General features: G+C 38.1%; 27 protein-coding genes. 6 read left to right on the plus strand and 21 right to left on the minus strand.

The genetic code is table 11. The features are described from left to right. The 3 genes from ACMX9J_RS05395 to ACMX9J_RS05405 are packed head-to-tail and all read right to left on the minus strand — an operon-like array spanning nucleotide 1 to nucleotide 4,123. Complete coding sequence (locus tag ACMX9J_RS05395; protein ID WP_416225511.1) at nucleotides 1–1,452, minus strand: FAD-linked oxidase C-terminal domain-containing protein; 1,452 nt, start codon at nucleotides 1,450–1,452, stop codon at nucleotides 1–3. After that, nucleotides 1,436–2,797 (minus strand): (Fe-S)-binding protein, encoded by a 1,362-nt coding sequence (locus ACMX9J_RS05400; protein WP_416225512.1) that lies wholly within the window; start codon nucleotides 2,795–2,797, stop codon nucleotides 1,436–1,438. Before ACMX9J_RS05400 ends, ACMX9J_RS05395 begins: the two co-directional genes overlap by 17 nt. Then, nucleotides 2,798–4,123: an FAD-binding oxidoreductase gene (locus ACMX9J_RS05405; protein ID WP_049165207.1), complete on the minus strand. Its 1,326-nt coding sequence runs from the start codon at nucleotides 4,121–4,123 to the stop codon at nucleotides 2,798–2,800. It lies immediately after the preceding gene. Between the two features lie 382 nt (nucleotides 4,124–4,505). Here ACMX9J_RS05405 and ACMX9J_RS05410 point away from each other — a divergent pair, with 382 nt between their 5' ends. Then, nucleotides 4,506–6,206 carry an L-lactate permease gene (locus tag ACMX9J_RS05410; RefSeq protein ID WP_416225513.1) on the plus strand — a complete coding sequence of 567 codons (1,701 nt, stop codon included), beginning with the start codon at nucleotides 4,506–4,508 and terminating at the stop codon, nucleotides 6,204–6,206. Between the two features lie 57 nt (nucleotides 6,207–6,263). Here ACMX9J_RS05410 and ACMX9J_RS05415 read toward each other — a convergent pair whose 3' ends face one another. Beyond that, nucleotides 6,264–6,536, minus strand: coding sequence for a hypothetical protein (locus ACMX9J_RS05415; protein WP_223260190.1), 273 nt, complete (start codon nucleotides 6,534–6,536; stop codon nucleotides 6,264–6,266). A 135-nt stretch (nucleotides 6,537–6,671) separates the two neighbouring features. Then, entirely contained in the window at nucleotides 6,672–7,319 is a 648-nt protein-coding gene (locus ACMX9J_RS05420; protein ID WP_013057564.1) for a VC0807 family protein, read from the minus strand. A gap of 251 nt (nucleotides 7,320–7,570) precedes the next feature. Between ACMX9J_RS05420 and ACMX9J_RS05425 the strand changes: the two genes are divergently transcribed. Both ACMX9J_RS05425 and ACMX9J_RS05430 read left to right on the plus strand, forming a co-directional pair. Then, a complete protein-coding gene (locus ACMX9J_RS05425; RefSeq protein WP_014459567.1) occupies nucleotides 7,571–7,717 on the plus strand; it encodes a hypothetical protein in 147 nt (48 codons plus the stop codon). A 108-nt stretch (nucleotides 7,718–7,825) separates the two neighbouring features. Further along, a complete protein-coding gene (locus ACMX9J_RS05430; protein WP_049165218.1) occupies nucleotides 7,826–8,629 on the plus strand; it encodes a lipid II flippase Amj family protein in 804 nt (267 codons plus the stop codon). 27 nt (nucleotides 8,630–8,656) lie between these two features. Here ACMX9J_RS05430 and ACMX9J_RS05435 read toward each other — a convergent pair whose 3' ends face one another. The 15 genes from ACMX9J_RS05435 to ACMX9J_RS05505 form a co-directional block, all read right to left on the minus strand. Further along, a complete protein-coding gene (locus ACMX9J_RS05435; RefSeq protein ID WP_028412887.1) occupies nucleotides 8,657–9,433 on the minus strand; it encodes an ABC transporter permease in 777 nt (258 codons plus the stop codon). Then, the gene (locus ACMX9J_RS05440; protein ID WP_048019062.1) at nucleotides 9,430–10,320 is read right to left on the minus strand and encodes an ABC transporter ATP-binding protein; all 891 of its coding nucleotides are present in this window, start codon (nucleotides 10,318–10,320) and stop codon (nucleotides 9,430–9,432) included. The genes ACMX9J_RS05435 and ACMX9J_RS05440 overlap by 4 nt, the downstream gene beginning before the upstream one ends. A 12-nt stretch (nucleotides 10,321–10,332) precedes the next feature. Beyond that, complete coding sequence (locus ACMX9J_RS05445; protein ID WP_013057569.1) at nucleotides 10,333–10,524, minus strand: PLD nuclease N-terminal domain-containing protein; 192 nt, start codon at nucleotides 10,522–10,524, stop codon at nucleotides 10,333–10,335. Next, on the minus strand, nucleotides 10,525–10,725 hold the full coding sequence (locus ACMX9J_RS05450) for a hypothetical protein (protein ID WP_033579387.1): 201 nt from the start codon (nucleotides 10,723–10,725) through the stop codon (nucleotides 10,525–10,527). It lies immediately after the preceding gene. Further along, complete coding sequence (locus tag ACMX9J_RS05455; protein WP_335707269.1) at nucleotides 10,725–11,045, minus strand: YxlC family protein; 321 nt, start codon at nucleotides 11,043–11,045, stop codon at nucleotides 10,725–10,727. The genes ACMX9J_RS05450 and ACMX9J_RS05455 overlap by 1 nt, the downstream gene beginning before the upstream one ends. Further along, a complete protein-coding gene (gene sigY, locus ACMX9J_RS05460) occupies nucleotides 11,042–11,572 on the minus strand; it encodes an RNA polymerase sigma factor SigY (RefSeq protein ID WP_033579389.1) in 531 nt (176 codons plus the stop codon). The genes ACMX9J_RS05455 and sigY overlap by 4 nt, the downstream gene beginning before the upstream one ends. Before the next feature lie 97 nt (nucleotides 11,573–11,669). Further along, complete coding sequence (locus ACMX9J_RS05465) at nucleotides 11,670–12,011, minus strand: DUF1033 family protein (protein ID WP_013057574.1); 342 nt, start codon at nucleotides 12,009–12,011, stop codon at nucleotides 11,670–11,672. Nucleotides 12,012–12,166: 155 nt separating this feature from the next. After that, on the minus strand, nucleotides 12,167–12,400 hold the full coding sequence (locus tag ACMX9J_RS05470) for a hypothetical protein (RefSeq protein WP_028412882.1): 234 nt from the start codon (nucleotides 12,398–12,400) through the stop codon (nucleotides 12,167–12,169). Between the two features lie 8 nt (nucleotides 12,401–12,408). Continuing rightward, entirely contained in the window at nucleotides 12,409–12,627 is a 219-nt protein-coding gene (locus ACMX9J_RS05475) for a spore germination protein (protein ID WP_013083687.1), read from the minus strand. Nucleotides 12,628–12,736: 109 nt separating this feature from the next. Beyond that, nucleotides 12,737–13,258, minus strand: coding sequence for a hypothetical protein (locus ACMX9J_RS05480; RefSeq protein WP_416225514.1), 522 nt, complete (start codon nucleotides 13,256–13,258; stop codon nucleotides 12,737–12,739). Nucleotides 13,259–13,382: 124 nt separating this feature from the next. After that, nucleotides 13,383–13,622: a YiaA/YiaB family inner membrane protein gene (locus ACMX9J_RS05485; protein ID WP_013057577.1), complete on the minus strand. Its 240-nt coding sequence runs from the start codon at nucleotides 13,620–13,622 to the stop codon at nucleotides 13,383–13,385. 279 nt (nucleotides 13,623–13,901) lie between these two features. Then, nucleotides 13,902–14,102: a DUF6501 family protein gene (locus ACMX9J_RS05490; RefSeq protein WP_013057578.1), complete on the minus strand. Its 201-nt coding sequence runs from the start codon at nucleotides 14,100–14,102 to the stop codon at nucleotides 13,902–13,904. Between the two features lie 79 nt (nucleotides 14,103–14,181). Beyond that, a complete protein-coding gene (locus ACMX9J_RS05495; protein ID WP_416225515.1) occupies nucleotides 14,182–14,955 on the minus strand; it encodes an alpha/beta hydrolase in 774 nt (257 codons plus the stop codon). 121 nt (nucleotides 14,956–15,076) lie between these two features. Further along, nucleotides 15,077–16,147 (minus strand): FMNH2-dependent alkanesulfonate monooxygenase, encoded by a 1,071-nt coding sequence (ssuD, locus tag ACMX9J_RS05500; RefSeq protein WP_416225516.1) that lies wholly within the window; start codon nucleotides 16,145–16,147, stop codon nucleotides 15,077–15,079. 218 nt (nucleotides 16,148–16,365) lie between these two features. Beyond that, nucleotides 16,366–17,241, minus strand: coding sequence for an STAS domain-containing protein (locus ACMX9J_RS05505; protein WP_049165233.1), 876 nt, complete (start codon nucleotides 17,239–17,241; stop codon nucleotides 16,366–16,368). Nucleotides 17,242–17,371: 130 nt separating this feature from the next. Between ACMX9J_RS05505 and corA the strand changes: the two genes are divergently transcribed. The 3 genes from corA to ACMX9J_RS05520 all read left to right on the plus strand — a co-directional run bounded on the left by corA (nucleotide 17,372) and on the right by ACMX9J_RS05520 (nucleotide 20,861). Next, nucleotides 17,372–18,334, plus strand: a complete 963-nt coding sequence (corA, locus tag ACMX9J_RS05510; protein ID WP_028412877.1) for a magnesium/cobalt transporter CorA — start codon at nucleotides 17,372–17,374, stop codon at nucleotides 18,332–18,334. A gap of 431 nt (nucleotides 18,335–18,765) precedes the next feature. Beyond that, nucleotides 18,766–20,043 carry a polyamine aminopropyltransferase gene (locus ACMX9J_RS05515; protein ID WP_409405292.1) on the plus strand — a complete coding sequence of 426 codons (1,278 nt, stop codon included), beginning with the start codon at nucleotides 18,766–18,768 and terminating at the stop codon, nucleotides 20,041–20,043. 83 nt (nucleotides 20,044–20,126) lie between these two features. Beyond that, complete coding sequence (locus ACMX9J_RS05520) at nucleotides 20,127–20,861, plus strand: polysaccharide deacetylase family protein (RefSeq protein WP_416225517.1); 735 nt, start codon at nucleotides 20,127–20,129, stop codon at nucleotides 20,859–20,861. Nucleotides 20,862–20,889: 28 nt separating this feature from the next. Here the strand turns inward: ACMX9J_RS05520 and ACMX9J_RS05525 are convergent, their stop codons facing one another. Further along, a complete protein-coding gene (locus ACMX9J_RS05525; protein WP_063247748.1) occupies nucleotides 20,890–21,561 on the minus strand; it encodes a DUF421 domain-containing protein in 672 nt (223 codons plus the stop codon). Nucleotides 21,562–21,673 lie beyond the last annotated feature (112 nt).

The following is a 21,673-nucleotide window of genomic DNA, read 5'->3' on the forward strand; positions in this document are numbered from 1 at the left end:
CTAAAAATAACCCACTTTTTTCTTTTCTTTCTTGACTTCAGCGCAGCGGCTGGGACTTGGAAAAAGCTTTCCTGCATTTAATAGATTTTTAGGATTAAATACTTCTCGTATATTCGTTTGTGCTTGAATTTCATCTTCATTAAAAACAAATCGCATTTCTTCTTTTTTTTCAATGCCCACGCCGTGTTCGCCGGTAATCGTTCCTCCTACTTCTGCACATACTTGCAAACATGCGCTTCCGGCTTCGAGTGCTTTTTCAGTTTCCCCCGGCTTTCTAGCATCAAATAATACAAGCGGATGCAAGTTCCCGTCTCCAGCGTGAAAAATATTGGCAATGCGAAGGCCAGATTCTTCGCTAATTTTGTTGATTCGCTTCAGCACTTGAGGCAGTTTACTTCTTGGAATAACGCCGTCTTGTACGAGGTAGTCAGGGGATATAGCTCCCATCGCTCCAAATCCTGTTTTGCGATTTGCCCACCACCTGGCGCGCTCTTCTTCACTTTCAGCTACTTTCACTTCCCGTACGTTTTGTTTTTTACATACGTCTAAAATACGTAGAATTTGCTCTTCGATACCGGCTGAAATGCCGTCTACTTCAATTAATAAAAGAGCTTCAATATCTCTAGGGTGTCCGACTGGAAACGCAGCAGCTTCCACTCCTTCAATGGCGGTTTTATCCATCATTTCAAGCGCAGCGGGCACAATGCCGGCTGATATAATGTCGGATACCGCTTGACTGCAGTCTTCTACGCGGTCGAAATAGGCAAGTACCGTTTGTTTGGCTTCGGGGTTTTTCAAAATGCGCACCGTAATTTTTGTAACGATTCCTAACGTCCCTTCTGATCCTGTTAAAAGTCCTAATAAATCATATCCCGGTTCATCTGGAATACCTTGCTTGCCAAGTTCAATCACATCTCCATTTGGAAGCACCACCTCTAGCCCTAAAATATGGTTGGTAGTTACGCCATATTTTAGACAGTGTGCCCCTCCCGCGTTTTCCGCTACATTTCCACCAATGGTGCAGCAATACTGACTCGAAGGATCGGGTGCATAATAATATCCTTTTTCAGAGATTGAATTAGTTAACTTAAGATTAATAAATCCGGGCTCTACAACGGCACGTCTGTTTTCATAGTCGACGCTAAGCAGCCGCTTCATTTTTACTAAACTAATAATCACTTCGTTATTAAGCGGAATCGCTCCTCCGCTCAGTCCTGTGCCTGCTCCTCTTGCAAGAAAAGGCAAGTCATGTTCATTGCAGTATTTAACAATGCTAGAAACTTCTTTCGTATTTTTAGGAAATAACACCGCTTTAGGCAAGTGTCTGTGAATAGTAAACCCATCGCAGTCGTACGCAAGTAAATCTTCTTTGTGATACAAAATAGAATGAGCATCTACTAGTTGAGAAAGATTTTTCACGTGAAGATCTTTTATTCTATTTTTCTTCAACACGATGCGCTTCCTCCTCTTCTTTTTGATAGGCCCACTCCAAAAGCTGTACCGTGTGAACAATTTGCTGACTTCGTCCATATTTTTTCACTCCTACTGCCATCTGCAGCATACATCCTGGGTTTCCCATTGAAATCATTTCTACGTCAGGGGGCACATTTTCCATTTTATTTTGAAGCACGGCTCCCGCCATGTCAGGGTTTGTTAAATTATAAATTCCTGCGCTTCCACAGCATCTGTCTGCGTTAGCCATATGAACCATTTCAACTCCCGGAATAGAAAGCAAAATATCTCTTGGTTCTTCTCTAACTCCTTGACCATGAGCTAAATGACAAGCGTCGTGATACGTAATGCGCGTATGCAGCTTCGCCTGCGGAGGGCGATATCCCGTATCGTGAAGGTATTTTGAAATATCCTGGACTTTTTTAGCAAAGACTTCGGCTTTTTCAAGCCACTCTTGCTCTTCTTCTCTAAATAGTTCAGGATACTCTTTTAACATGCAGCCGCATCCCGCAGCGTTTACAATAATGGTATCGGCATGCTGAAACGCCTCTATATTTTTTTTGGCAAGCTGCCTTCCCATGTCTCGGTCTCCTGCATGAACGTGCAAAGCACCACAGCACGTCTGAGAATGAGGAATAACAACGTCGTTTCCGTTTCTTCTTAATACATTAAGAGTCGCTTCGTTAATATCACTGAACATGACGTCCATAATGCAGCCCGTTAAAAAAGCAACTTCGGCTTTTCTTTCGGCTTTTGCTTTTAGAACGCGTTCTTTTTTATATTTTTTTCGAACAGAACGGGTAATTTTAGGCATTACATGTTCCATTTCTGTTAGATGTGTTGGCATCATATTTAACATGCCTGTTGTGCGCATCATTTTTTGCATTCCGCTTTTTTGATACAGCTTCAATAGACTTCCTGCAGCTTCTAAGCGATGAGAATGAGGAAAAAGTTCTTTTAGAAAAAACTTGCTAATCATTCCTTTCCATCCCGTCAAAGGCATCGCCTGACGAATTTGGCCGCGAGCTTCTTCAATGAGTCCGCCAACGTCTACATTTGCAGGACAAGCAGTTGTACAGGCACGGCAGTCCAAACAAGCAAATACAGGATCTGTAAACTGTTCATTCACGCTTATCTTTCCTTCTGCTACCGATTTGATAAGGTGCACGCGTCCTCTTGGTGAATGCTGTTCTTGCCCCGTTATTTCGTAAGTAGGACAAGACTCCAAGCACATTCCGCAGTGTACACAATCCGCCCATTTTTTTTCGTCTGGCGCGTCTTTCCACAAATAATTGCTAACGCTTTGACATGGAGCATCTTTGATATCCGCTTTCGCTGAATTCACTTAGATTCCTCCTATAAATCGTTTATAGTTAAGCACATTTTTAGCGTCCACCTTTGCTTTAATTCCTGCTAGTAACGGAAAATGAGAAGGTTTTTCCCCCCACACATTTACTTTTTGACGCAGTATAAAAGGCAAATGTTTAACGACCACATATCCTCCGTACGTTTTAGCCGTTTCAGTAAATGAAGTGATAACGGAAAGAATGGCTTCTTCTGAGCCCTTTATGTAGACTGAGCAAAGACCGTGTCCAACTCCTCCATGTGCTTTTACCAGCATGGGAAGGGATGTTTTTAAAGCAGTACTTTTGTTTATCACGTCAAGTACATTCATATTTGGTACACCGACTTTTAAAGTGGCTTCCGTTTCCTCTTCGGAAGAACAGCATGCACCATTTGGACTAATGTTACTAAAAAATCCCCAAAATACTTCGGCTTCTTTTTCATGAAGCACTTTTAAAATCGTATCAGACGGCTGAATGCTTTTGATGTAATTCTCTTGATAATGAACGGAACTTTCCACATCTTCAAAGCTGATTACAAGCGTAAACAGATGCTGCCCTATTACATCTTCAGCTAGAGAAGGATTTAATAATTCCAAGGAAACGGGCTCTATCATGGAGTCTAAGACTTTGCTAACAAACGCATGAACTTCTTCGATATTGCCTGTTGAAAAAGAAAGAAAAAGAACGCTTTGATACTTGGGCAGCGGACGCAGCTTTAACGTTATTTCGGATATAACGCCGAGCGTTCCCATTGAACCAATAAACAGCTTATTCATATCATAGCCAGCCACGTTCTTGACGACTTTTCCCCCTGAACGAACAATGGTTCCATCTGAATATACGACTCTCATACCGATTACTGCATCTCGAGCTGATCCATAAGACAAGCGCTTTGGGCCACTTTCATTCGCTGCAATAACTCCGCCGATTGTAGCGTAGTCTCCTAGAGCTGGATCAAGTGAAACTTGCTGATTGTACGTTTTTAAATACGTTTGCAGCTCTCCAAACGGCGTACCAGCTTTTACAGTAACCGTCATATCGCCTACTGTATGTTCAACAATTCCGCTGTATTCAGTCAGCGAAAGCAAAAGATCTGCTGTGTCTATAAGCCCGCCAAAGCCTTTTTTGGTACCGTTCCCTTCAATGACGACTTTTTTTCCGTGTTCCGCCGCATACCTTAAAACGGCTGCTATTTCTTGTTCTGAAGTTGGCTTAACATGCACGGACCCGTTATTTCCAAGGAAGTGATTCATATGCTGTTCTTCAAGTGTGGAAGGATGAGATAAAATGGATTTTAAATGACCTGGAAGTTCTAACGTACTCAATAAATTGACTCCTCTCGTTTTGTAATAGCAAACAACGTTTCACTAATAACATACAGAAGTGCCATGTATAATACGACTGAAAGTAGTAGATTAATAAGAAGAATAATTAGTAGAATAGATGAAAAGATATATTTTAAGCGCTTACAATCATTTAATCACCTATTCTTGGGATTTTCAACCAGTATTTTCTTCTTATCAACAAAAAAATGTCCGTTCTTTAGAAAAAAAGTTTCTTTTAGTACTTGCCTATCACGAAAGTATTAGAATATAATGTAAGCGAATTCATTTTTACATAAGTCATCAGATGACCTTATCATCGTAGTTTTAATGGTTTCGTTTTACTAAATTCGTAGTTCACTAATTTGAAAATGAGGTGTTAGTTATGACATGGACACAGCAGTTCACTCCTGTAGGAAACAGCGTCATTTGGTCTTCATTAATCGCTTTGATTCCTATTCTTTACTTCTTTTGGGCTCTGGCTATTAAACGAATGAAAGGTTATATGGCTGGGATTACAACCTTACTGGTCGCACTTGCCGTTGCGATGCTTGCCTATAAAATGCCGGCTAGCATGGTTTTTATGTCAGCTAGTCAAGGAGCTGTATACGGTATACTGCCGATTGGATGGATTATCATTACATCCGTTTTTCTTTACAAACTAACTGTAAAAACCGGTCAGTTTGATATTATTCGTACCTCTGTCGTATCTATTACAGAAGATCGCAGACTTCAAGCTTTGTTGGTTGCTTTTTCGTTTGGGGCTTTTCTTGAAGGTGCTGCTGGTTTTGGCGCACCTGTTGCGATTTCAGCAGCTTTGCTGGTAGGCCTAGGTTTTAATCCGCTGTATGCCGCGGGCTTATGTTTATTAGCAAATACAGCACCCGTTGCTTTTGGTGCAATCGGTATTCCTATCACGGCTATGGAGGGTCCTACTGGAGTAGCGGCAATGGAAATCTCTAAAATGGTAGGCCGCCAGCTTCCTTTTATTTCTGTATTTATTCCGCTATATTTGGTTTTTGTAATGGCTGGATTTAAGAAAACAGTAGAAGTACTCCCTGCTATTTTAGTATCCGGCGTCTCTTTTGCTCTTACACAGTTTGTCAGCTCTAACTTTTTAGGACCTGAACTTCCCGATATTTTATCGGCACTCGTTTCACTTTTTGCGCTCGCTATTTTCTTAAAATTCTGGAAACCGAAAACAACGTTTCGCTTTCAATCTGAAAAAGCAGCACATGAAGTAGCTTCCGCTTCGGCTGAGCCAAGAGAAACTCAAGGTCAGCCCGCATTCACGGGGGCTCAAATTGCAAAGGCGTGGTCACCTTTTTTAATTTTAACGATCTTTATTTCCATATGGGGAATTCCTCAAATTAAAACCGCTCTGACGGGACATTATGAAGGAACTAACGCTTTTTTGAGCGCTATCAATTCCGTCGGACATTATTTAACGTTTATGCCAGAAGTACCTTGGTTAAATAATTTAATTTTAAATGGAAATGGAGAACCAATTGCGGCAGTGTATAAGTTAGAATTACTAGGCGCTGCGGGCACAGCTATCCTGTTGTCTGCTGTTGTCACAAAATTTATCGTCAACATCTCTTGGAAAGAATGGTTTATTACGTTTAACGAGACGTGTAAAGAATTAGTGCTGCCGCTGCTTACGATTATGTCCGTTGTGGCATTTGCTTACGTGACAAATGCTTCTGGAATGAGTACAACATTAGGACTGCTATTGGCTAAAACAGGCGCGTTATTTCCCTTTTTCTCTCCTGTACTCGGCTGGCTTGGTGTTTTTATTACAGGATCAGATACATCAGCCAACTTATTGTTCGGCAATTTGCAAAAAATCACGGCCACGTCTATTGGAATGGATCCGCTTCTTGCGCTTGCAGCAAACTCTTCGGGCGGAGTAACCGGTAAAATGATTTCACCGCAGTCCATCGCTGTCGCCTGTGCTGCGGTTGGGCTGGCAGGAAAAGAATCCGATCTGCTTCGTTTTACGGTGAAGCACAGCTTATTTTTACTGCTGATTGTCTGCATATTAACATTTTTACAATCTAGTGTATTATCGTGGATGATTCCTTAATCAAAAAAGCTTCCGCAGCTAGAGGTGAACCTCTGCACGGAAGCCTTTTTCTTTTAGTTAAGATCGATTAATGGCATATACAACAAATAAAACTATGTCTAGCAAAATCATGACAACACCGACAAGCAGCCAGATGTTTCCTTGCGTCTTTTTCTCTCCTTCTTGCATTTCAAACGCTCGAATAGCAAATACAATTCCAAGGGTAAACACGAGAAAAAACAGCTGACGGTAATCAAAAAACGACAGTACGACAAAAATTAAAGTGAAAAACACCATAATCATTTCTAGGATCCGATAAGGCTGCTTTTGACATGCTAATAATAGTTTCATTTCTTGACCTACTTTCATCCCGTTTCTAATAGCGTTATTTTACTATTAATTTTAAATGAGATGTTAGTGTTTCGGGCACTGTTCACTGTTTTGTAACAAAAAAAGCGTACGTTAGCTAAACGCACGCTTCTCCTTTTATTCATTTACATTTGGATTCATTGGATTATCCATCCCTGTTTTATCTTGAATTTTTTTATAGATAAAATACGTGTAGACGGCAATTAAAATGGAGAATGCCCACGTAACGGCTTGACGGAATACAATCATGTTCCCGTACCCTTCTACTCCGTACTTTTGAATCAATACGTATTTTACAATTGCTAAAAATACATAGCGACCTGCGAACAGTACTGTAAGCCAGTTCATCATTTTGAATAAATCAGGCTGGTGGAAGAGCTTAAGAGAATCTTCTCGCTTATAGCCCATTAAGTACGCCGTATCTACAAAAAAGTACAAACCAATTGGCTTTTTTATCACAATGGTAAAAAGGACAACTACAGCCAGTCCAATCATAAAGTATACTTGATTGTTTAACATCGTCGCTGCGTTTCCTGAAATTAAATCAATAATGGTACGTGCCAGCAGCGTAATGACAATAAACAATCCTGTTACGTTAAACTGGCGATCTTTAATAAATGTATAAATGGTATACACAAACGCTGGTGCTGTTGAAAGCAAAATGGCATAGTAATCACCAATAATGTCTTTTCCCTGATTCCATATTAGGTAAGGAATAGCGATATAAAAAAGTAAATCAAACCATACTCGTTTTGTATTGTTCATATATAACTCCTTTAAAAACGTTGTTCCTGCTATTATATGGGATACTACGCAAGAAAAAAAGGCTTTTACCTGGAATGTTATGAAATTTTAATCATTTATGTTTAGATCCAAAGCGACAGGGAAAACGATTTCTAGAAAGACTTCAAGAATTATAAACATCGAAACACTTGAGCAGCAATACATGTGCCACAAGTGAAAAATGCTGAAAGGATTGATTCATTATCGCACTTCACCTAACGTACACGTCAGAAATGGAAAAGGCCATGCAGCTTTCTCACGGCGTGGGGTATGCTGAATATAGCCGTAAACTAGACAAACGTCTACAGGTGGAAAAAGAACGGGAAAAAGATTATCAGGCTAGCAAAGATATACTTCGTGATATTAACCAGCATCGATAATAAAAAGCCGCTTGCTACTCTTGGTAGCAAGCGGCTTTTTATTTACAAATGAACCAAAATTATACATAATAAGGAAGTGCGTGTATCAAAGAAAGGAACTTACTTATTATGATGGAAAAATTACTGATTATTTGTGTATTTGTAGGAATTATTCACATGATTGAAACACTAGCCTACTCTGTGAGACTCGCGGGCTTGAAAACTGGAAAACTAGTCGTGGCCCTATCTCTTTTTAATATTATTGTCATCGTTTCAAGAACAGCTAATATGGTGCAAGCTCCGCTGACCGGCAAATTAGGAGATGCGGTCCAGTCTAAAGAAGATTTGTCCCTTCTACTTCATCAGCTTCAAACTATCTTGCTCGCGGCCTCTATTGGGACAATCGCAGGTGCTCTTTTAATTCCTAGCTTTGTATCAATCTTCTCTCGCATGATTTCACACTTAGAAGTAGCAGGATCTGTACCCAAAATGATGAAAAACATTACTTCCATACATACCCTTGAGAAAGCAAAAAAACACGTGAAGCGTCCTAGGTGGATTATGCTGTCTCAGCTGCGAATAGGCGGAGTGCCCAAGCGATTGCTTCTTTTAAATTTAATGGCTACGACCATTTATACAGTAGGTGTTCTTTCCACTCTTTATGCTTCTACGCTCGAGCCTACTCTTTCTAAATCGATTCTGATGTCTTCTGGTCTTATTAACGGACTAGCGATGATTACCCTTGCAGTGTTTGTAGATCCGCAAGTAGCCATTCTAACTGAAAAGGTAATGAAAGGTGAATCGACTAAGCAATCTATGAATAAAATGGTTGGTACACTCGTCATCTCTCGTTTATGCGGGACAGTATGTGCCCAGATTCTCTTAGTCCCCGCTGCTCTTTATATCGCTTGGATTTGTAAATTAATTCCTTAGAAAAAAGACTTCGTTTCAGAAGTCTTTTTATACATATTCTACTTTTTTGTATCTATAAACAGCAGCAATTAAAAGAAGAAAACAGCTCACTAATGTAACAACTACGGTATAGGTGACACTTTGTGACCAGTGCAATTGTTCAAGTATACGACCGGCGTATTGTGACAGCGCCGCAGGACTCCACTTTAATTGATTCGTAAACAAAGTACTTAAAAATGAAAGTGACGCAATAATCAAAATGCTTACTCCAGCAATTCCTCCGCTTTGTAAAAGAAAGGTTCCAGCTGCCACTAGCACGGACAAGATAAAAATCAGCCACAGGCTGTATAAAAGAAAGCTAACTATCATATGAGTCCAATCCACATGTGAAAATAAAAGGTTTGTATAATACCACGCTGCTATATAGCTTATAAACATTGAGCCAATAACCAGTACGATTTGCGCAGCCCATTTACTCATAATGTATTGAATGACGCTCACCGGTCTCATCATAACAAGTACAGCCGCATGATTTTGTCGTTCATTTGAAATCATATTCATGCTTGCTAGTACAATCAATAAGATTCCTATTGTGCTATATTGTGAAAGGACACCTTGCAATACTTCTTGACCGGTGGGCGTAGGAAGTTGAATAATTGCTCCTTTTGGCAAATTTCCTGCCATGTCAATGATTTGTGGCATATAATAATTCGTTAAAGGCTGTGTGATGCCTAGCAAAATTAGAGAGATGGGCAGCCAAATTGCTTTGCCGTTCGCAAATAATTCATGCAGCTCCTTTTTAAATAAGACTCCAAATATATTCATTTATTCATCACCTCTAGATACACATCTTCGAGAGAATGCTGTTTTCGTTCAAATAAAACAAGATTTGCTTGTTGATCAACAAGCAGTTGAAGCAGCAGCTGCTGCTGAGATGTATCTTTTACACTTACAGTGGCTTTATAAGGAGAATGAAACAGCACCTGTTCACTTGGCAGACTGCTAAATGATGCAGGGAGCCTTTCTTCTGTTTCAATCGTAAAAGCAGGATCCGCAAACTCTTGGCGCAGCGAACTCTTTGTTCCATTCCATTTCATGCGTCCGTTTTTAATCATAATCATGTTATCGCATATTTGTTCTGCATCATGCAAAATGTGAGTTGAAAAAAGGATGGTCGTATCTTTTTTTAATGTTTCGATAATCATTAGGACATCTTTTCTGCCTTCAGGATCCAAAGCCGAAACGGGTTCATCTAAAATTAGCAGTTCAGGTTTATGTAACAAGGCTTGAGCTAAGCCCAAACGTTGTTTCATTCCTCCAGAAAAGCCAGCAATTTTCTGCTTTTCCTTTCCTTTTAAACCTACCGTTTCAAGTACTTCATCTATTCGTTGGGAAAGCACATTCTTTGAAATGTTAGATAAAAGACCTAAAAAAGTTAAATACTGCTGAGGCGTCATCCAATTAAAAAATGTAGGATGCTGGGGCAGAAAGCCAATAAATGATCGTACGTCTTGATGCTGTTTATCTTCAAAAGAAATTTTCCCTTTATTAGGTGCAGTAAGACCTGCAATCATATGCAAAGTAGTCGTCTTACCTGCACCATTAGGGCCTAACAATGCTGCACATTTTCCTTTATCGAGATTAAATGAAAGGTTATCTACAACGGTTATATTACGGTACGTTTTTGTCAGTCCTTCTACTTGCATAAACATCTTCGTTCCACCTCACTGTTTTTTACGTCCTAAAACAAAATATAAAACGGGACCGACTGTACTTACACATAAAATGATGAGTCCCCATAACCATTTTGGTCCGTTTGTCTCTTCTTGCTTTATGCAGCTTATTAACGCTGGAATCATTAAAAGCAATTGTAAGAATAGAATTGGAGCAATTAACAACCAGTTAATGTCCTTCATTTACATCCCCCTTTTTTTTCGTGCTGGAAGCCAAATAATAAAAAACCAATAAAAAAGCGTTGGCATTGGAATTTGAATCAGTCCCCATATTCCCCAAAACCATGGATGGGCGCCGCGTTTTTTTGCATTGATAAAAAGTAGAAAGCTTTGAAGAAGGAGAAATGGTGAAATAAACAGCACAATAATCCATTTTTCATTCATTATAAAAACATCTCCTTTTTTCGTTTATAGTGAAAAACGATAAAAGAAAGAGGCGCAACAATGATGCCAATTACCTCAATGGCGATAAATAAGGCAGGTATTTGTAAAATAGCCGTTGCCATTACCGTTAAAATAACAAGTGCTGTTAATGTAAATAAGCATAACTCTTTTCGAAAAGCCTTTTTCTGCTTTTGTTTTTCAATAAGAAGTTGCTCTTTAATGACGCGAAGAGAAATACGTTCATGACTTGCTAAACTCTCTAGCTGCTCCCAATCTTTTTTTAAAGAATGTAAGGACTGATTGTCATTTTCTTCCCTCATTCTTTCCACTCCTTTCTCAGTATATTTACTCCTTTATTTACTCTTGATTTGACCGTTCCTGCTCGCATATTCAGCATATGGGCAATCTCATCGTATGTATATCCGTAATAATGTCGAAGCAAGACAGGAATTCGAAAGCGTGAATCGAGTTCATTAAAATCGGAAAACATCTCGCTCCACTCCACTCCTTTGTATTTAGCTTTCCACTGAAGCTGATGCGATAAAGCCTGCTTTATTCGCTGAAGACTGCTTTTTTCACGTTTTTGCTTGCGCAAATAATCCATGTACAGTCTTGAAGCAATGGATATCATCCAAGTCGAAAACTTTGCTTCATTTTTGTATGAAGAAAGATTCACGTAACACTTCATCATTGCTTCCTGACACAATTCACTGCATAAGTCCTCATCTAATGTCAGCTTTAAAAGGTATTTATATAAAAATGAATGATAGCGCTGAAATAATAATGAAAAGGCATCATCATCACCTTGTAATGCTTTTTGGACAAGGATGAAATCATCTTGTTCCAAAGCGGTCACCCCTCCTTTTTGTTTCATCACCTATATGACGCTTGAGCGATTGAAATCGTTCATTTTTTATATAAAAAAAACGCCCCGCAGGACGTTTTTATTTAGTACGAAGCATTTTTAATCCTTCTTCATCTTCTTCTAATGAATAGACTTCATCGTTTTTAGCGAATAAAACACCGTGGAAGATTTGAAGGTCATCATCACAGGCTTCGCAAAATTCCTTTTCGCCTTCGTTCCAAAAGCTAAAGAGCGCTAGTTCATCACTTCGCACGCTTGCGTATTTTTGATGAAATTCATAAATCATCATCGCGTAGTAGCGAAGCGCTTCTTCTTTTTTTTCAAATTCAATGGTTTCAATAATATCTTTTTCCCAGCCTTCTAAAAAAAGCCAAGGTTCACAATCACTTTTTATTTTATGAACTCTCCATTTATCTGTCATGATTGAACATCTCCTTACTTACAGCTTACTTCTAAAAATTCTCTTTTCCTTATTATTCAGCAAAAATAACTTTGAATCAAGTAAAACGGAAAAAAACGCCTATTTTTAGGAAATAGGCGCTAACAAGTTGGCTTAATCTGAACTTCTTTTTTATATTAGTAATAGCCCCTTAAACTATAAGGAACTAAACTGCCCGTATAATACTGGGTAACAGGAGGGAAAACGCCGGCTGAAGGCGTGATTTTCCCCCACCAAGATGGTTTTTTGCCCCACCAGTTATCCATCGCTCCATCAGGTGACACGACAAATCCAATTGGACGTGCAAAAGAAGGCATAAAATACGGATAAAACGAATACTGAAAAGGCGTGTAGAAAGAAGAGTAAAACATCTCTTTCCTTATCCGTTTCCGAAGCCGTTTTGGTCAGAACCATCCGGATCGAGCGTATTTGTATTAGAAAGTCCCGAATTTGTATTTACACAAATTCCTGTATTTGAAGACCCTGAACCTTGCGCAGTTTTACTGTTACTTTTTGGAGAAACATAGTACGTGTCGCCAAATGTAACGACTCCTCCTGTAACATTTGGAATCACTACATGATTAATAACAATCGGCATTATCCTCACCCTTTTTATTTTCATCGTGATGTAATATATGAATAATTTATCAAAAGGGTTATAAATTAATGGATATAAATAAAAAATCCCCCTGCAGAGTGGGGTATTTTTACGCTTTTACCTCTTTTTTAGAATGACTTAATTCATCTCGAAGAATATCAAAATCTCGTTCTGCTACTTCTTCAATTTTAGTATACAACTCATTCTCTGTTAGAAGTCCTTTTTCTTCAAGTATTTCGACAAGAGCCTTAAACTTTATTCTAGATAAAAGCATTTCATTTACCGTGCTCTCTGTTGGACGTTCATTTTTCACTTGTTCTTTTTCTTTAACAGGTTCTTGCTGCAGCTTCACTCTGAAAACAATATTTGTATGATCTGTAATTTCAGGTGACTGATAAAATGTGCTATGCGAAATGTTTTTTAGTGTTAGCGTTTCTTTTGTCTCCATATTTGTTACTTCAAAGTACGTATCCTCAAAAAATGCATCATATTTATCATAAGCTGCTTTGCCTACAACCGAAAAAGAAAAGTTTAGCCTTTTCAACTCTTCACCTGTATTCGCATCAGTAATCATTTTTTCTTCAAACATATCAACGTGAAAATTTACGTTATTAATCATTAGTTGTGTCAATTCAATCGCCTCCTTCTTTATTAATACGACATGGAGTGACAAGTTCCCTGTTTTTTTATATAAAAAAACATCTCCCAAAAATGGGGATGTTTTTCAAAGAGCTAGAAAAATGCTTTTTTTAGCTCTACAATTCTTCTTCTGCTTTGTCGTATTTGCGTTCGTGCGCCGTATCTTCTTCGTTATCACGAATGGTTTTTTGAAGCACAAAAGCGGACATCGTTAAGTATAATGTTCCAACAGCATAATAACCTTTTACCGGTAATGATGCATCTAAGGTATAAATTCCTATAAACATAGCTAATAGTGCTGTAATAAAAGCTGTCCATGCTAAAAATGTAAAAGCTGCTGTATTACGCTTTTTCATCGTATGACCTCCTCTTTTCCTTTTTCTGTTAAGCGTCGCTTTCATTTTACATTGTAAAATAATTGTTGTCATGGGTATTTATAGTCAGTTACCCTTTTAATCAGAACAAGAAACGGAAGAATTTAGGTCTTACATCCTATTTTTATCATAAAGCTTTTTTTCGAAATGATGAGATATATGGAATTTCTCTTTAAAAGTATGTTCATTCGTTTTCATTAAGAAAAGCTCCATTTAATTATTGCAATAAAAAAATCATCGCCGAGACGATGATTTTTTTGTTTAGCCTTCAAAGTATTCTTTATAAAAGCCGCCGACTTGGCCAGTGTTATCAACAACAAAATAAAATTCTTCTGTTTCGTTTTTTACATCATATGTTTTTCCTGCTGTTAAAACATTTTCAACCACGAATTTTTTTGCATCTGTATGTATGCATTTTACTTGTTTAATTGTTGGACGATCGTTCCATTCTAAATGAATCATGTATGTACACTCCTTTGTTTTCATTCAAGATTCATTTTATCTTACTTGAAGTAAAAAAGAAACGGAGCGAATTTAAAAATTAAAAAATTCGCTCATGCACTTTTTTTTTGGTAACTGTTGCTTGTACAAACTGTGCCGTTTGTGCAACAATTGTGTCTTTATCAAAATCCATCGACGCAACATGGTAAGAGTTTCGAAGCATGTACTGTCTTTTTTCTGCTGATTGAATATGGTTTAAGATATAAGCTGAATTCTCAGGCGGTACTACGTTATCAACGGTTGATGTTAGTACTAAAGCCGGGCATGTTACATAAGATAAGCGTTCTTTTGTTTCGTCCATTAAAGAAAGCAGCTCACGCATAGAGCGCACTGGTACTTTGTCGTACGTAATTTCATGTACGTTTGGATCCTTAATATCAGGATGATCTTCTTTTAAATAACGAGGCGTATGACGAGAGCGGTAAGGTTCCATTGAAGGAATGGACGTCATAGCCGGATTGATTGCAATAACTCCGTCAAGATCTAATCCTTGGCTTGCTGTATGAAAGGTGAGAGTGCCTCCCATGGACTGACCTAAGATAAATACATGACGGCATTCTTGCTTCAAACGCTGATACCCATTTAAAAAGTCCTGCTTCCATTCCTCGTACGTTGTTTGTTCAATATCATAGTAGTGAGTACCATGTCCCGTTAGTCGCAAACCGTACACAGTAAAACCTTTTTTAGCTAATTCTTTTCCGATATATTCCATACTTTGAGGAGTCCCCATAAATCCATGAGAAACAAGTATACCAATGTCGCTGCCTTTATAATAAAAAGATTCTGCGCCTTGAATTACGTCATAACGTTCCATTTTCTTCACCCTTTATCACAAATTTTCTGACTAAATGAACTATCTTTATAATACACCTATAATTCCTATAAGTCAACTGGGGTTTTTATTTTTTTACGGTTCAAAAAGAACGAAGCAAGAATTATCTCTTGCTTCGTTCTTTTTGAATATGTGGAAATACTAGCTCAGCAAACGTATATGCTTCTTCTAGATGCGGGTATCCTGATAAAATAAACGTATCAATTCCTAGCTCTTTGTACTCTTTTAACCGATCCGCTACAATTTCAGGACTTCCAACAAGAGCGGTTCCAGATCCTTCTCGTGCTAAGCCGATTCCAGCCCATAGATTCGGAGCAATCTCCAGCGCACCTCGATCTTTTGTGCCGCTGTGCAAACTTGACTGTATTTTTTGGGCAGTGGAGTCAAATGACGCAAACTTATCTTGAAACGCTTTGATCGTATCATCATTAACATGTTTAATTAATTTATCTGCAGATTCCCACGCTTCGTCTTCCGATTCTCTTACAATAACGTGCAGTCGAATACCAAAGCGAATGTCCCTGCCTTCTTTTGCAGCTTTTTCTTTCATCTCATCAATTTTCGTCTTGATCACTGCAGGAGGCTCTCCCCATAACAAATATACATCTGCATGCTTTGCGCCTACTTCTTTGCCCGCTGGAGAAGACCCGCCAAAGTACAGCGGAGGATACGGTTTTTGGACAGGAGGCGACGGAATGTACGCACCTGTTACATCAAGATGTTCTCCTTTATAGTCCACTTTTTTTCCTTCCATTACATCTCGCCAAATCGTTAAAAATTCATCTGTTAACTCGTAGCGTTTATCATGGCTTAAATAGTTGCCGTATGTTGCTTGTTCCACGGGATCTCCTCCCGTCACAATATTTAACATAAGTCGGCCGTTTGATATTTGATCGAATGTCGAAGCCATCCGTGCTGAAAGTGTGGGAGACATGACACCCGGGCGAAGTGCAATTAAAAACTTCAGTCGATTCGTAACGGAAGCAAGTGCCGATGCAATCACCCACGAATCTTCACAATTTGAACCAGTAGGCAACAAAGCACCGTCATATCCTAGATAATCCAGCCCGTGTGCGATTTGCTTTAAGTAGTGAATATCACTTGTTCTACTTCCTTCGGTTGTGCCTAGATAATGTCCGTCGCCTGCTGTAGGGAAAAACCATAAGATGTTCATTTCCATTTCCTCCTAAATATTCTCGTATTCTATATAAAGCGTTTTCATATTATTTGTTCAATTCTTGTCCGCTAATTACAGAGATGCATTTGTATATTAGCGTATGTAATACGACTCTTTTTATTTATTAAATTAGTAAAATCATAATACCTGTTTAACCTATATGTCAAGTATGAATTGAAATAAAAAAACAAGAATTAAAAATAATTCTTGTTTTTTTATTTCCTCATACGTGAAGCCATCGCATTAGCAAGAGTTGATTTTGTGGATATATTTTCAAACGATAAACCTAAATGAGAAGCGGTAATTGCGATTTCAGGACGTACCCCAGAGATCGTTGATTCTACGCCTATTAATTTTAAGGCATCGATCAGCTGGAAAATCTGATGAGCAACCATCGTATCAACAATAACCACTCCTGAAATATCAATATAAAGGTGATTCACTTGCTGTTCAGCACAGCGAGTTAGCGTATTTTCTAAAATTCGTCGTGCTCTTGCTGTGTCGATATCCCCAACAAGCGGAAGAATCGCAATATGATCGCTCAATGGAATAACTGGGGAACTCAGTTCGTTAATCAGCTCTTTGTGTGCTTCAAGCAACCGTCTTGAATGCTGATGGTGCTCTTCAACAAATTTATAAACGGTGATATCAAACACGCGTACAATCAATTCGTTCCATTCGTCTAGTTCTTCTTGCGTAATATCTTGGTCATACGCTTCTACAAATTGATTTAAATATGTTAAATACTGTTTTCTAACTCGGAAAAATTCTCGAATAATATAATGAATAGGCGTTCTTACATGCTCTCCGTCTTCCGCAATCTTTAAAATCCACGTTTCAAATGAATCAAAAAATTCTTTTTCACTTTTTATAAATACATCGGCTATGTATAAATGAAATTCATTATTTTGACCTTTTAATACTGAAATGACTTCCGGATGAGTAGATGCATAAACCGATTCTGGGTCATTGTCTTCAAGGCTTTCATACCATTCTTCCGTCAGTTGATCTGCATGTTTTAAGAAAAACATTCGAAGTGCTTCATTTTTATTCAAAACAATTCCCCTTTCCATACGAGCTACTACTATCATTATAATTCAACTTTTTCCCCCTTACTAGTTTTATAAAAAGAGGAGAAAGAAAATTTTTAAAAAAATACGTTTAGTTTATTGATTTTATGCTACATTGAAAATGGCTATAAAAACACGAAGGAGTTTTCAAATGATACGAACGTTAGCTCTTATGAACGATAACAAACTTGTGAAACATATACAATTAGATCAGATTCACGACCCCTCTATTCAGTACTATTGGATTGACTTTAACTGCCCTTCTGAAGAAGAAGCGCTGCTGCTTCAATCATCCTTTCACTTTCATCCGTTAGCGATTGAAGATTGCTTTCATTTTCTGCAGCGTCCAAAACTCGATTATTATGAAGGATACAGTTTTTTTGTCCTTCATTCGTTAAATCGGCAAACGTTAGAAGCTGAAGAAGTTGATCTTTTTATCGGCGATAATTATATGGTTACTTTTCATTTTCACCCGTCAGCTGCAATTGATAAAGTATGGGAAAAGCTGCTTCATACACCTTCGATTCAAGAAAAAGGAATAAGCTACCTTGCGTATTCTGTGATGGATAAAGTGGTAGATGAATATTTTCCCACTGTATATCAAATTGAAGATGAGCTGAATGATATAGAAAACATAGACGCAAAAAAATCCATCTCTGTTTTAATGGAAGATGTATTTAAACTTCGAAGTGATTTGCTAAAAATCAGAAGAACCATTTTGCCTATGCGCGATTTATTGTACCGTGTTATAAATTCTGAACGCTTAGATGTTCATCCTGAACAAAAAAGGTATTTTAAAGATGTCTATGACCACTTATTAAAATTAGCCGATATGATTGAATCAAACCGGGAAATGACGTCTGATATGCGCGATAATTATCTTTCTCTTAATTCAAACCGGATGAATTCAATTATGATGACACTGACTGTTATTTCATCTATCTTTATTCCCCTTACCTTTATCGTTGGCGTATACGGAATGAATTTTGAAAATATGCCTGAGCTAAAGTGGCACTATGGCTATTTCTTTGTACTTGGCTTCATGGGATTGATAACGCTTGGTTTAATTCTATGGTTCAAGCGAAAAGGCTGGTTTAATGCTGATAAAGAGTAGAAAGATTGAGACATATCGAAATCAATCCAATGTAAAGATGAATAAATTGGATAAGTGAGCTAGTGCTATCAATTTCCGCGGCCGGCCGATGAGTCTCCTCGTCGCTTACGCTCCTGCGGGGTCTCCCCTGTTTCGCTTTTCCTGCAGGAGTCTTCGCCTTGCTCTCCCATCAACCGCTAGAAATCCTGCATACATGAATCCTACGTTCATCCTATCAATGAAAAAATTCGAAAGGTTTCGATTTCTACTAAGAGTATGGATTGATTGTTCGGCTCTTCCTTCAACGAAAATATGTTTGCCTAAACCGCCTTTCTATGTGATGATAACTAGTTATTTCCCGAAAATATTTATAAACTAACGTGCTTGCGTTTCCTTTTTCTGAAAAATTTCATAAGATAGTGAAAATAATGCTCAGAAAGGAGGCTGAAGTAGTGGATATTAAAGGCGAACACTTGCTAATGGATGCGTTCGAATGCGATGAAGTGATATTAAATGATCCCTCACTTTTAAGGCAAATTCTTATTGAAGCTGCACTAGATGCAGAGATGGAAGTTTTGCACTGTTATTTTCACCAGTTTACGCCCCAAGGCATTACAGGTATTCTCGTATTAGCTACCTCTCACTTGTCTATTCATACTTGGCCGGAGGAAAACTACGCTTCATTAGATTTTTATACGTGCGGAGACAAAGAAATAATTGAAATTGGTTATGCGTTGCTGAAGCAATTAGCTTCAAAAAAAGCTGTTGTATATTCAATTTCTCGCGGAATTCAACACGCCGAAACTCTAACAAAAAATCGTCAGCATGCTGAAAGCACTCGTCTTCTCGATCGTGGAGATGACTCAGATCACGTTAGTCTACAGCAGATCTTATCAGGTCAGCATGACATTTTGTTTCATCAAAAAAACCGTATTCAAGATATTCAGCTAATCAAAGCATCTGATATTCGAATGTATTTGGATGAACAGCTGCAATTTAGTTCATTGGATGAACATGCGTACCATGAAGCTCTTGTACACCCTATCTTTGCAGCTTCCTTAAGTCCTCGCCGCATTCTTATTCTGGGCGGTGGAGATGGTTTAGCTTTACGAGAAGTCCTTAAATATAAAGAAGTTAAAGAAATAGACCTTGTGGAAATAGATGCTGACGTTGTAAATGCTGCGATGAATGTAAAAGAATTAAAGAAGTTAAATCAACGCTCATTTGAAGATTCTCGTGTCACCGTTCATATTCAAGATGCTGTTGACTACCTCTCTTTGAATTCAGCGTGTTATGATATCATCATTATTGACTTTCCTGATCCTACTAATAAAAAAATAAGTGCGCTTTATACAAAAGAATTTTACACACTTCTCCAACGTTCACTATCGCGCAGCGGCTTGGTCGTGTGTCAGTCAAATTCTCCTAGAGACACACCTATCGTTTTTTGGAGCATTAATAAGACGATGAAAGCTTCTCAGTTTTATACGTTGAGCTACCACACCATTATTCCCTCTTTTGGAGATTGGGGTTTTCACATCGGCTCGAAAACATCTTTGTCTGCCCCTATACTCTCTACTGATGTTTCATCTACTACGCTGCCATCAGACTTTACTAAGCTAATGCGTTTTTCTCCTCATTCTCTTTCTAAAAAACAGTTTGCCGTTGTGAACTCTGCTGAGCACTTGGTTCTGCATAAAATATTTAAAAAAGAAGGCTTATATTTGTAAAAAAGAAAGCTTGGCTTATACATTCCTTTTCTTTTGACATACTAAGATAGTCTCGTCATCACTGCGCGTTAGAAAGGATTGTTATGAGAAAAAATTTGGTTTTTGTTATCTTATTGCTAACTGTTATTTTCCCTTCCCCCGCTTTTAGCCAAGTGAAAGTACCTATACTGATTTACCACTCTATTGATTCCTACACAGGCCACGGGGAAAAAGAACTGTATGTGACACCTGAAAATTTTGAGAAACAACTTCTTTATCTTAAAAAGCAAGGATATACGCCGCTAACATTTGAAAAATGGCAGGAACTAAAGCATGTTAAAAAACCTATATTTATTACATTTGACGATGGATATAAAAACAATCTTACTATCTTGCCTATTTTTCAAAGAACAGCCAGCCCTCAATTTCATCCAGCGGCTACAATTTTTGTAATTTCAGATTTTATCGGTCGTCCCAACCGTTTGTCTCCAGCGGATCTAAAAAAATTTGTTGATTCAGGATTTTTTTCTATTCAGTCTCATACCGCTACTCATCCGGATTTAACTAAGACGAAAAATTTATCCTATGAGCTAGCTGAATCAAAGCTGAAAATTGAAGCCATCACGAGCCAGCCCGTTATTGCTCTTGCTTATCCCTACGGAAAGGTCAATAGCCGCGTAGTGGAAGAAACAAAAAAGAATTATACATTTGGTCTTTCAACGATTCCAAATTTTTTTACTGAAAGTGGACAAAAAAATGAAAACTATCTTATTCCCCGTCTGTACGTCACGTATTCTACAACGATTGAAGATTTTGCTAAGCTATTAAAAGAAAACTAAAAACCCTTTTCTTAAAAGAAAAGGGTTTTTAGAATTTTGTTATTTCCAGTCCTCGCTCTTGCTGCCATTCAGCATAAAAAACTTCGCTGTATTCCTTTATTTTCTTGATTGCAAGCTGTTTTTTTAACCACTTTTCATCTACATTGGCTTCTTTTAAATTGCCAGGCACTACTTTTCCATCCATGATTAAAGCAATAGGTAAATTAGTTTGAGAATAAGGGATGTTTAAATCATTTTTCGTCGGAGGGCCGAATTCATGTTTAGGAGCGACGCTCACCTCTCCATTCGTTTCTAAAATGACGTATTCTGCTTCATACAGTGAAAAATACCCTTGCTGTCTCATTAGATGCTGAAGCTGATTCAAGTCCAAGTTGTTTTTCTTAAGCTCTTTATAAAGGATTTTCCCTTTATAAATAATCATTGAAGGTTTTCCTTCAAGAATTCCTCTAAACCCTGTAAAGGTTTGAGATAGCTTTGTCACTGCGTAGATCAGAAGCCCCCAAATCAAAACGCTATAAAGAATTTCAGTTAACTCTACTCCTTTTTCAAGAGCTGCATCCCCTACAATATTTCCCAGGACAAGCGTTGTAATAAAGTCAAACGGAGTGATTTGAGCAAACTGTGTCTTACCTAAAAGCTTCAGCATAATAAATAGCGCTAAAAATCCACATATCAGTTCAATCGCAATATCTTTATACATTGATACCCTTCCTCTATAGCAAGCATGTTATAGTATCAGTTTGTATCATATGTGAGAGTGATAAACCTGACTTTTCATTTTTCTTTCCTTCGTTTTCCAGCTATAGAACTTT

Origin of the sequence: Priestia sp. RMT2NF4, assembly GCF_047872835.1 — a bacterium.
Taxonomy (GTDB): Bacteria; Bacillota; Bacilli; order Bacillales; family Bacillaceae_H; genus Priestia; species Priestia zanthoxyli.

Bases quoted from the DNA above. Each gene is read 5' to 3' on its own strand.
- ACMX9J_RS05410 (WP_416225513.1), top strand. From the start codon at position 4,506: ATGACATGGACACAGCAGTTCACTCCTGTAGGAAACAGCGTCATTTGG.
- ACMX9J_RS05415 (WP_223260190.1), bottom strand. From the start codon at position 6,536: ATGAAACTATTATTAGCATGTCAAAAGCAGCCTTATCGGATCCTAGAA.
- ACMX9J_RS05420 (WP_013057564.1), bottom strand. From the start codon at position 7,319: ATGAACAATACAAAACGAGTATGGTTTGATTTACTTTTTTATATCGCT.
- ACMX9J_RS05425 (WP_014459567.1), top strand. From the start codon at position 7,571: ATGGAAAAGGCCATGCAGCTTTCTCACGGCGTGGGGTATGCTGAATAT.
- ACMX9J_RS05430 (WP_049165218.1), top strand. From the start codon at position 7,826: ATGATGGAAAAATTACTGATTATTTGTGTATTTGTAGGAATTATTCAC.
- ACMX9J_RS05435 (WP_028412887.1), bottom strand. From the start codon at position 9,433: ATGAATATATTTGGAGTCTTATTTAAAAAGGAGCTGCATGAATTATTT.
- ACMX9J_RS05440 (WP_048019062.1), bottom strand. From the start codon at position 10,320: ATGTTTATGCAAGTAGAAGGACTGACAAAAACGTACCGTAATATAACC.
- ACMX9J_RS05445 (WP_013057569.1), bottom strand. From the start codon at position 10,524: ATGAAGGACATTAACTGGTTGTTAATTGCTCCAATTCTATTCTTACAA.
- ACMX9J_RS05450 (WP_033579387.1), bottom strand. From the start codon at position 10,725: ATGAATGAAAAATGGATTATTGTGCTGTTTATTTCACCATTTCTCCTT.
- ACMX9J_RS05455 (WP_335707269.1), bottom strand. From the start codon at position 11,045: ATGAGGGAAGAAAATGACAATCAGTCCTTACATTCTTTAAAAAAAGAT.
- ACMX9J_RS05465 (WP_013057574.1), bottom strand. From the start codon at position 12,011: ATGACAGATAAATGGAGAGTTCATAAAATAAAAAGTGATTGTGAACCT.
- ACMX9J_RS05470 (WP_028412882.1), bottom strand. From the start codon at position 12,400: ATGTTTTACTCTTCTTTCTACACGCCTTTTCAGTATTCGTTTTATCCG.
- ACMX9J_RS05475 (WP_013083687.1), bottom strand. From the start codon at position 12,627: ATGCCGATTGTTATTAATCATGTAGTGATTCCAAATGTTACAGGAGGA.
- ACMX9J_RS05485 (WP_013057577.1), bottom strand. From the start codon at position 13,622: ATGAAAAAGCGTAATACAGCAGCTTTTACATTTTTAGCATGGACAGCT.
- ACMX9J_RS05490 (WP_013057578.1), bottom strand. From the start codon at position 14,102: ATGATTCATTTAGAATGGAACGATCGTCCAACAATTAAACAAGTAAAA.
- ACMX9J_RS05495 (WP_416225515.1), bottom strand. From the start codon at position 14,955: ATGGAACGTTATGACGTAATTCAAGGCGCAGAATCTTTTTATTATAAA.
- ssuD (WP_416225516.1), bottom strand. From the start codon at position 16,147: ATGAACATCTTATGGTTTTTCCCTACAGCAGGCGACGGACATTATCTA.
- ACMX9J_RS05505 (WP_049165233.1), bottom strand. From the start codon at position 17,241: ATGATAGTAGTAGCTCGTATGGAAAGGGGAATTGTTTTGAATAAAAAT.
- corA (WP_028412877.1), top strand. From the start codon at position 17,372: ATGATACGAACGTTAGCTCTTATGAACGATAACAAACTTGTGAAACAT.
- ACMX9J_RS05520 (WP_416225517.1), top strand. From the start codon at position 20,127: ATGAGAAAAAATTTGGTTTTTGTTATCTTATTGCTAACTGTTATTTTC.
- ACMX9J_RS05525 (WP_063247748.1), bottom strand. From the start codon at position 21,561: ATGTATAAAGATATTGCGATTGAACTGATATGTGGATTTTTAGCGCTA.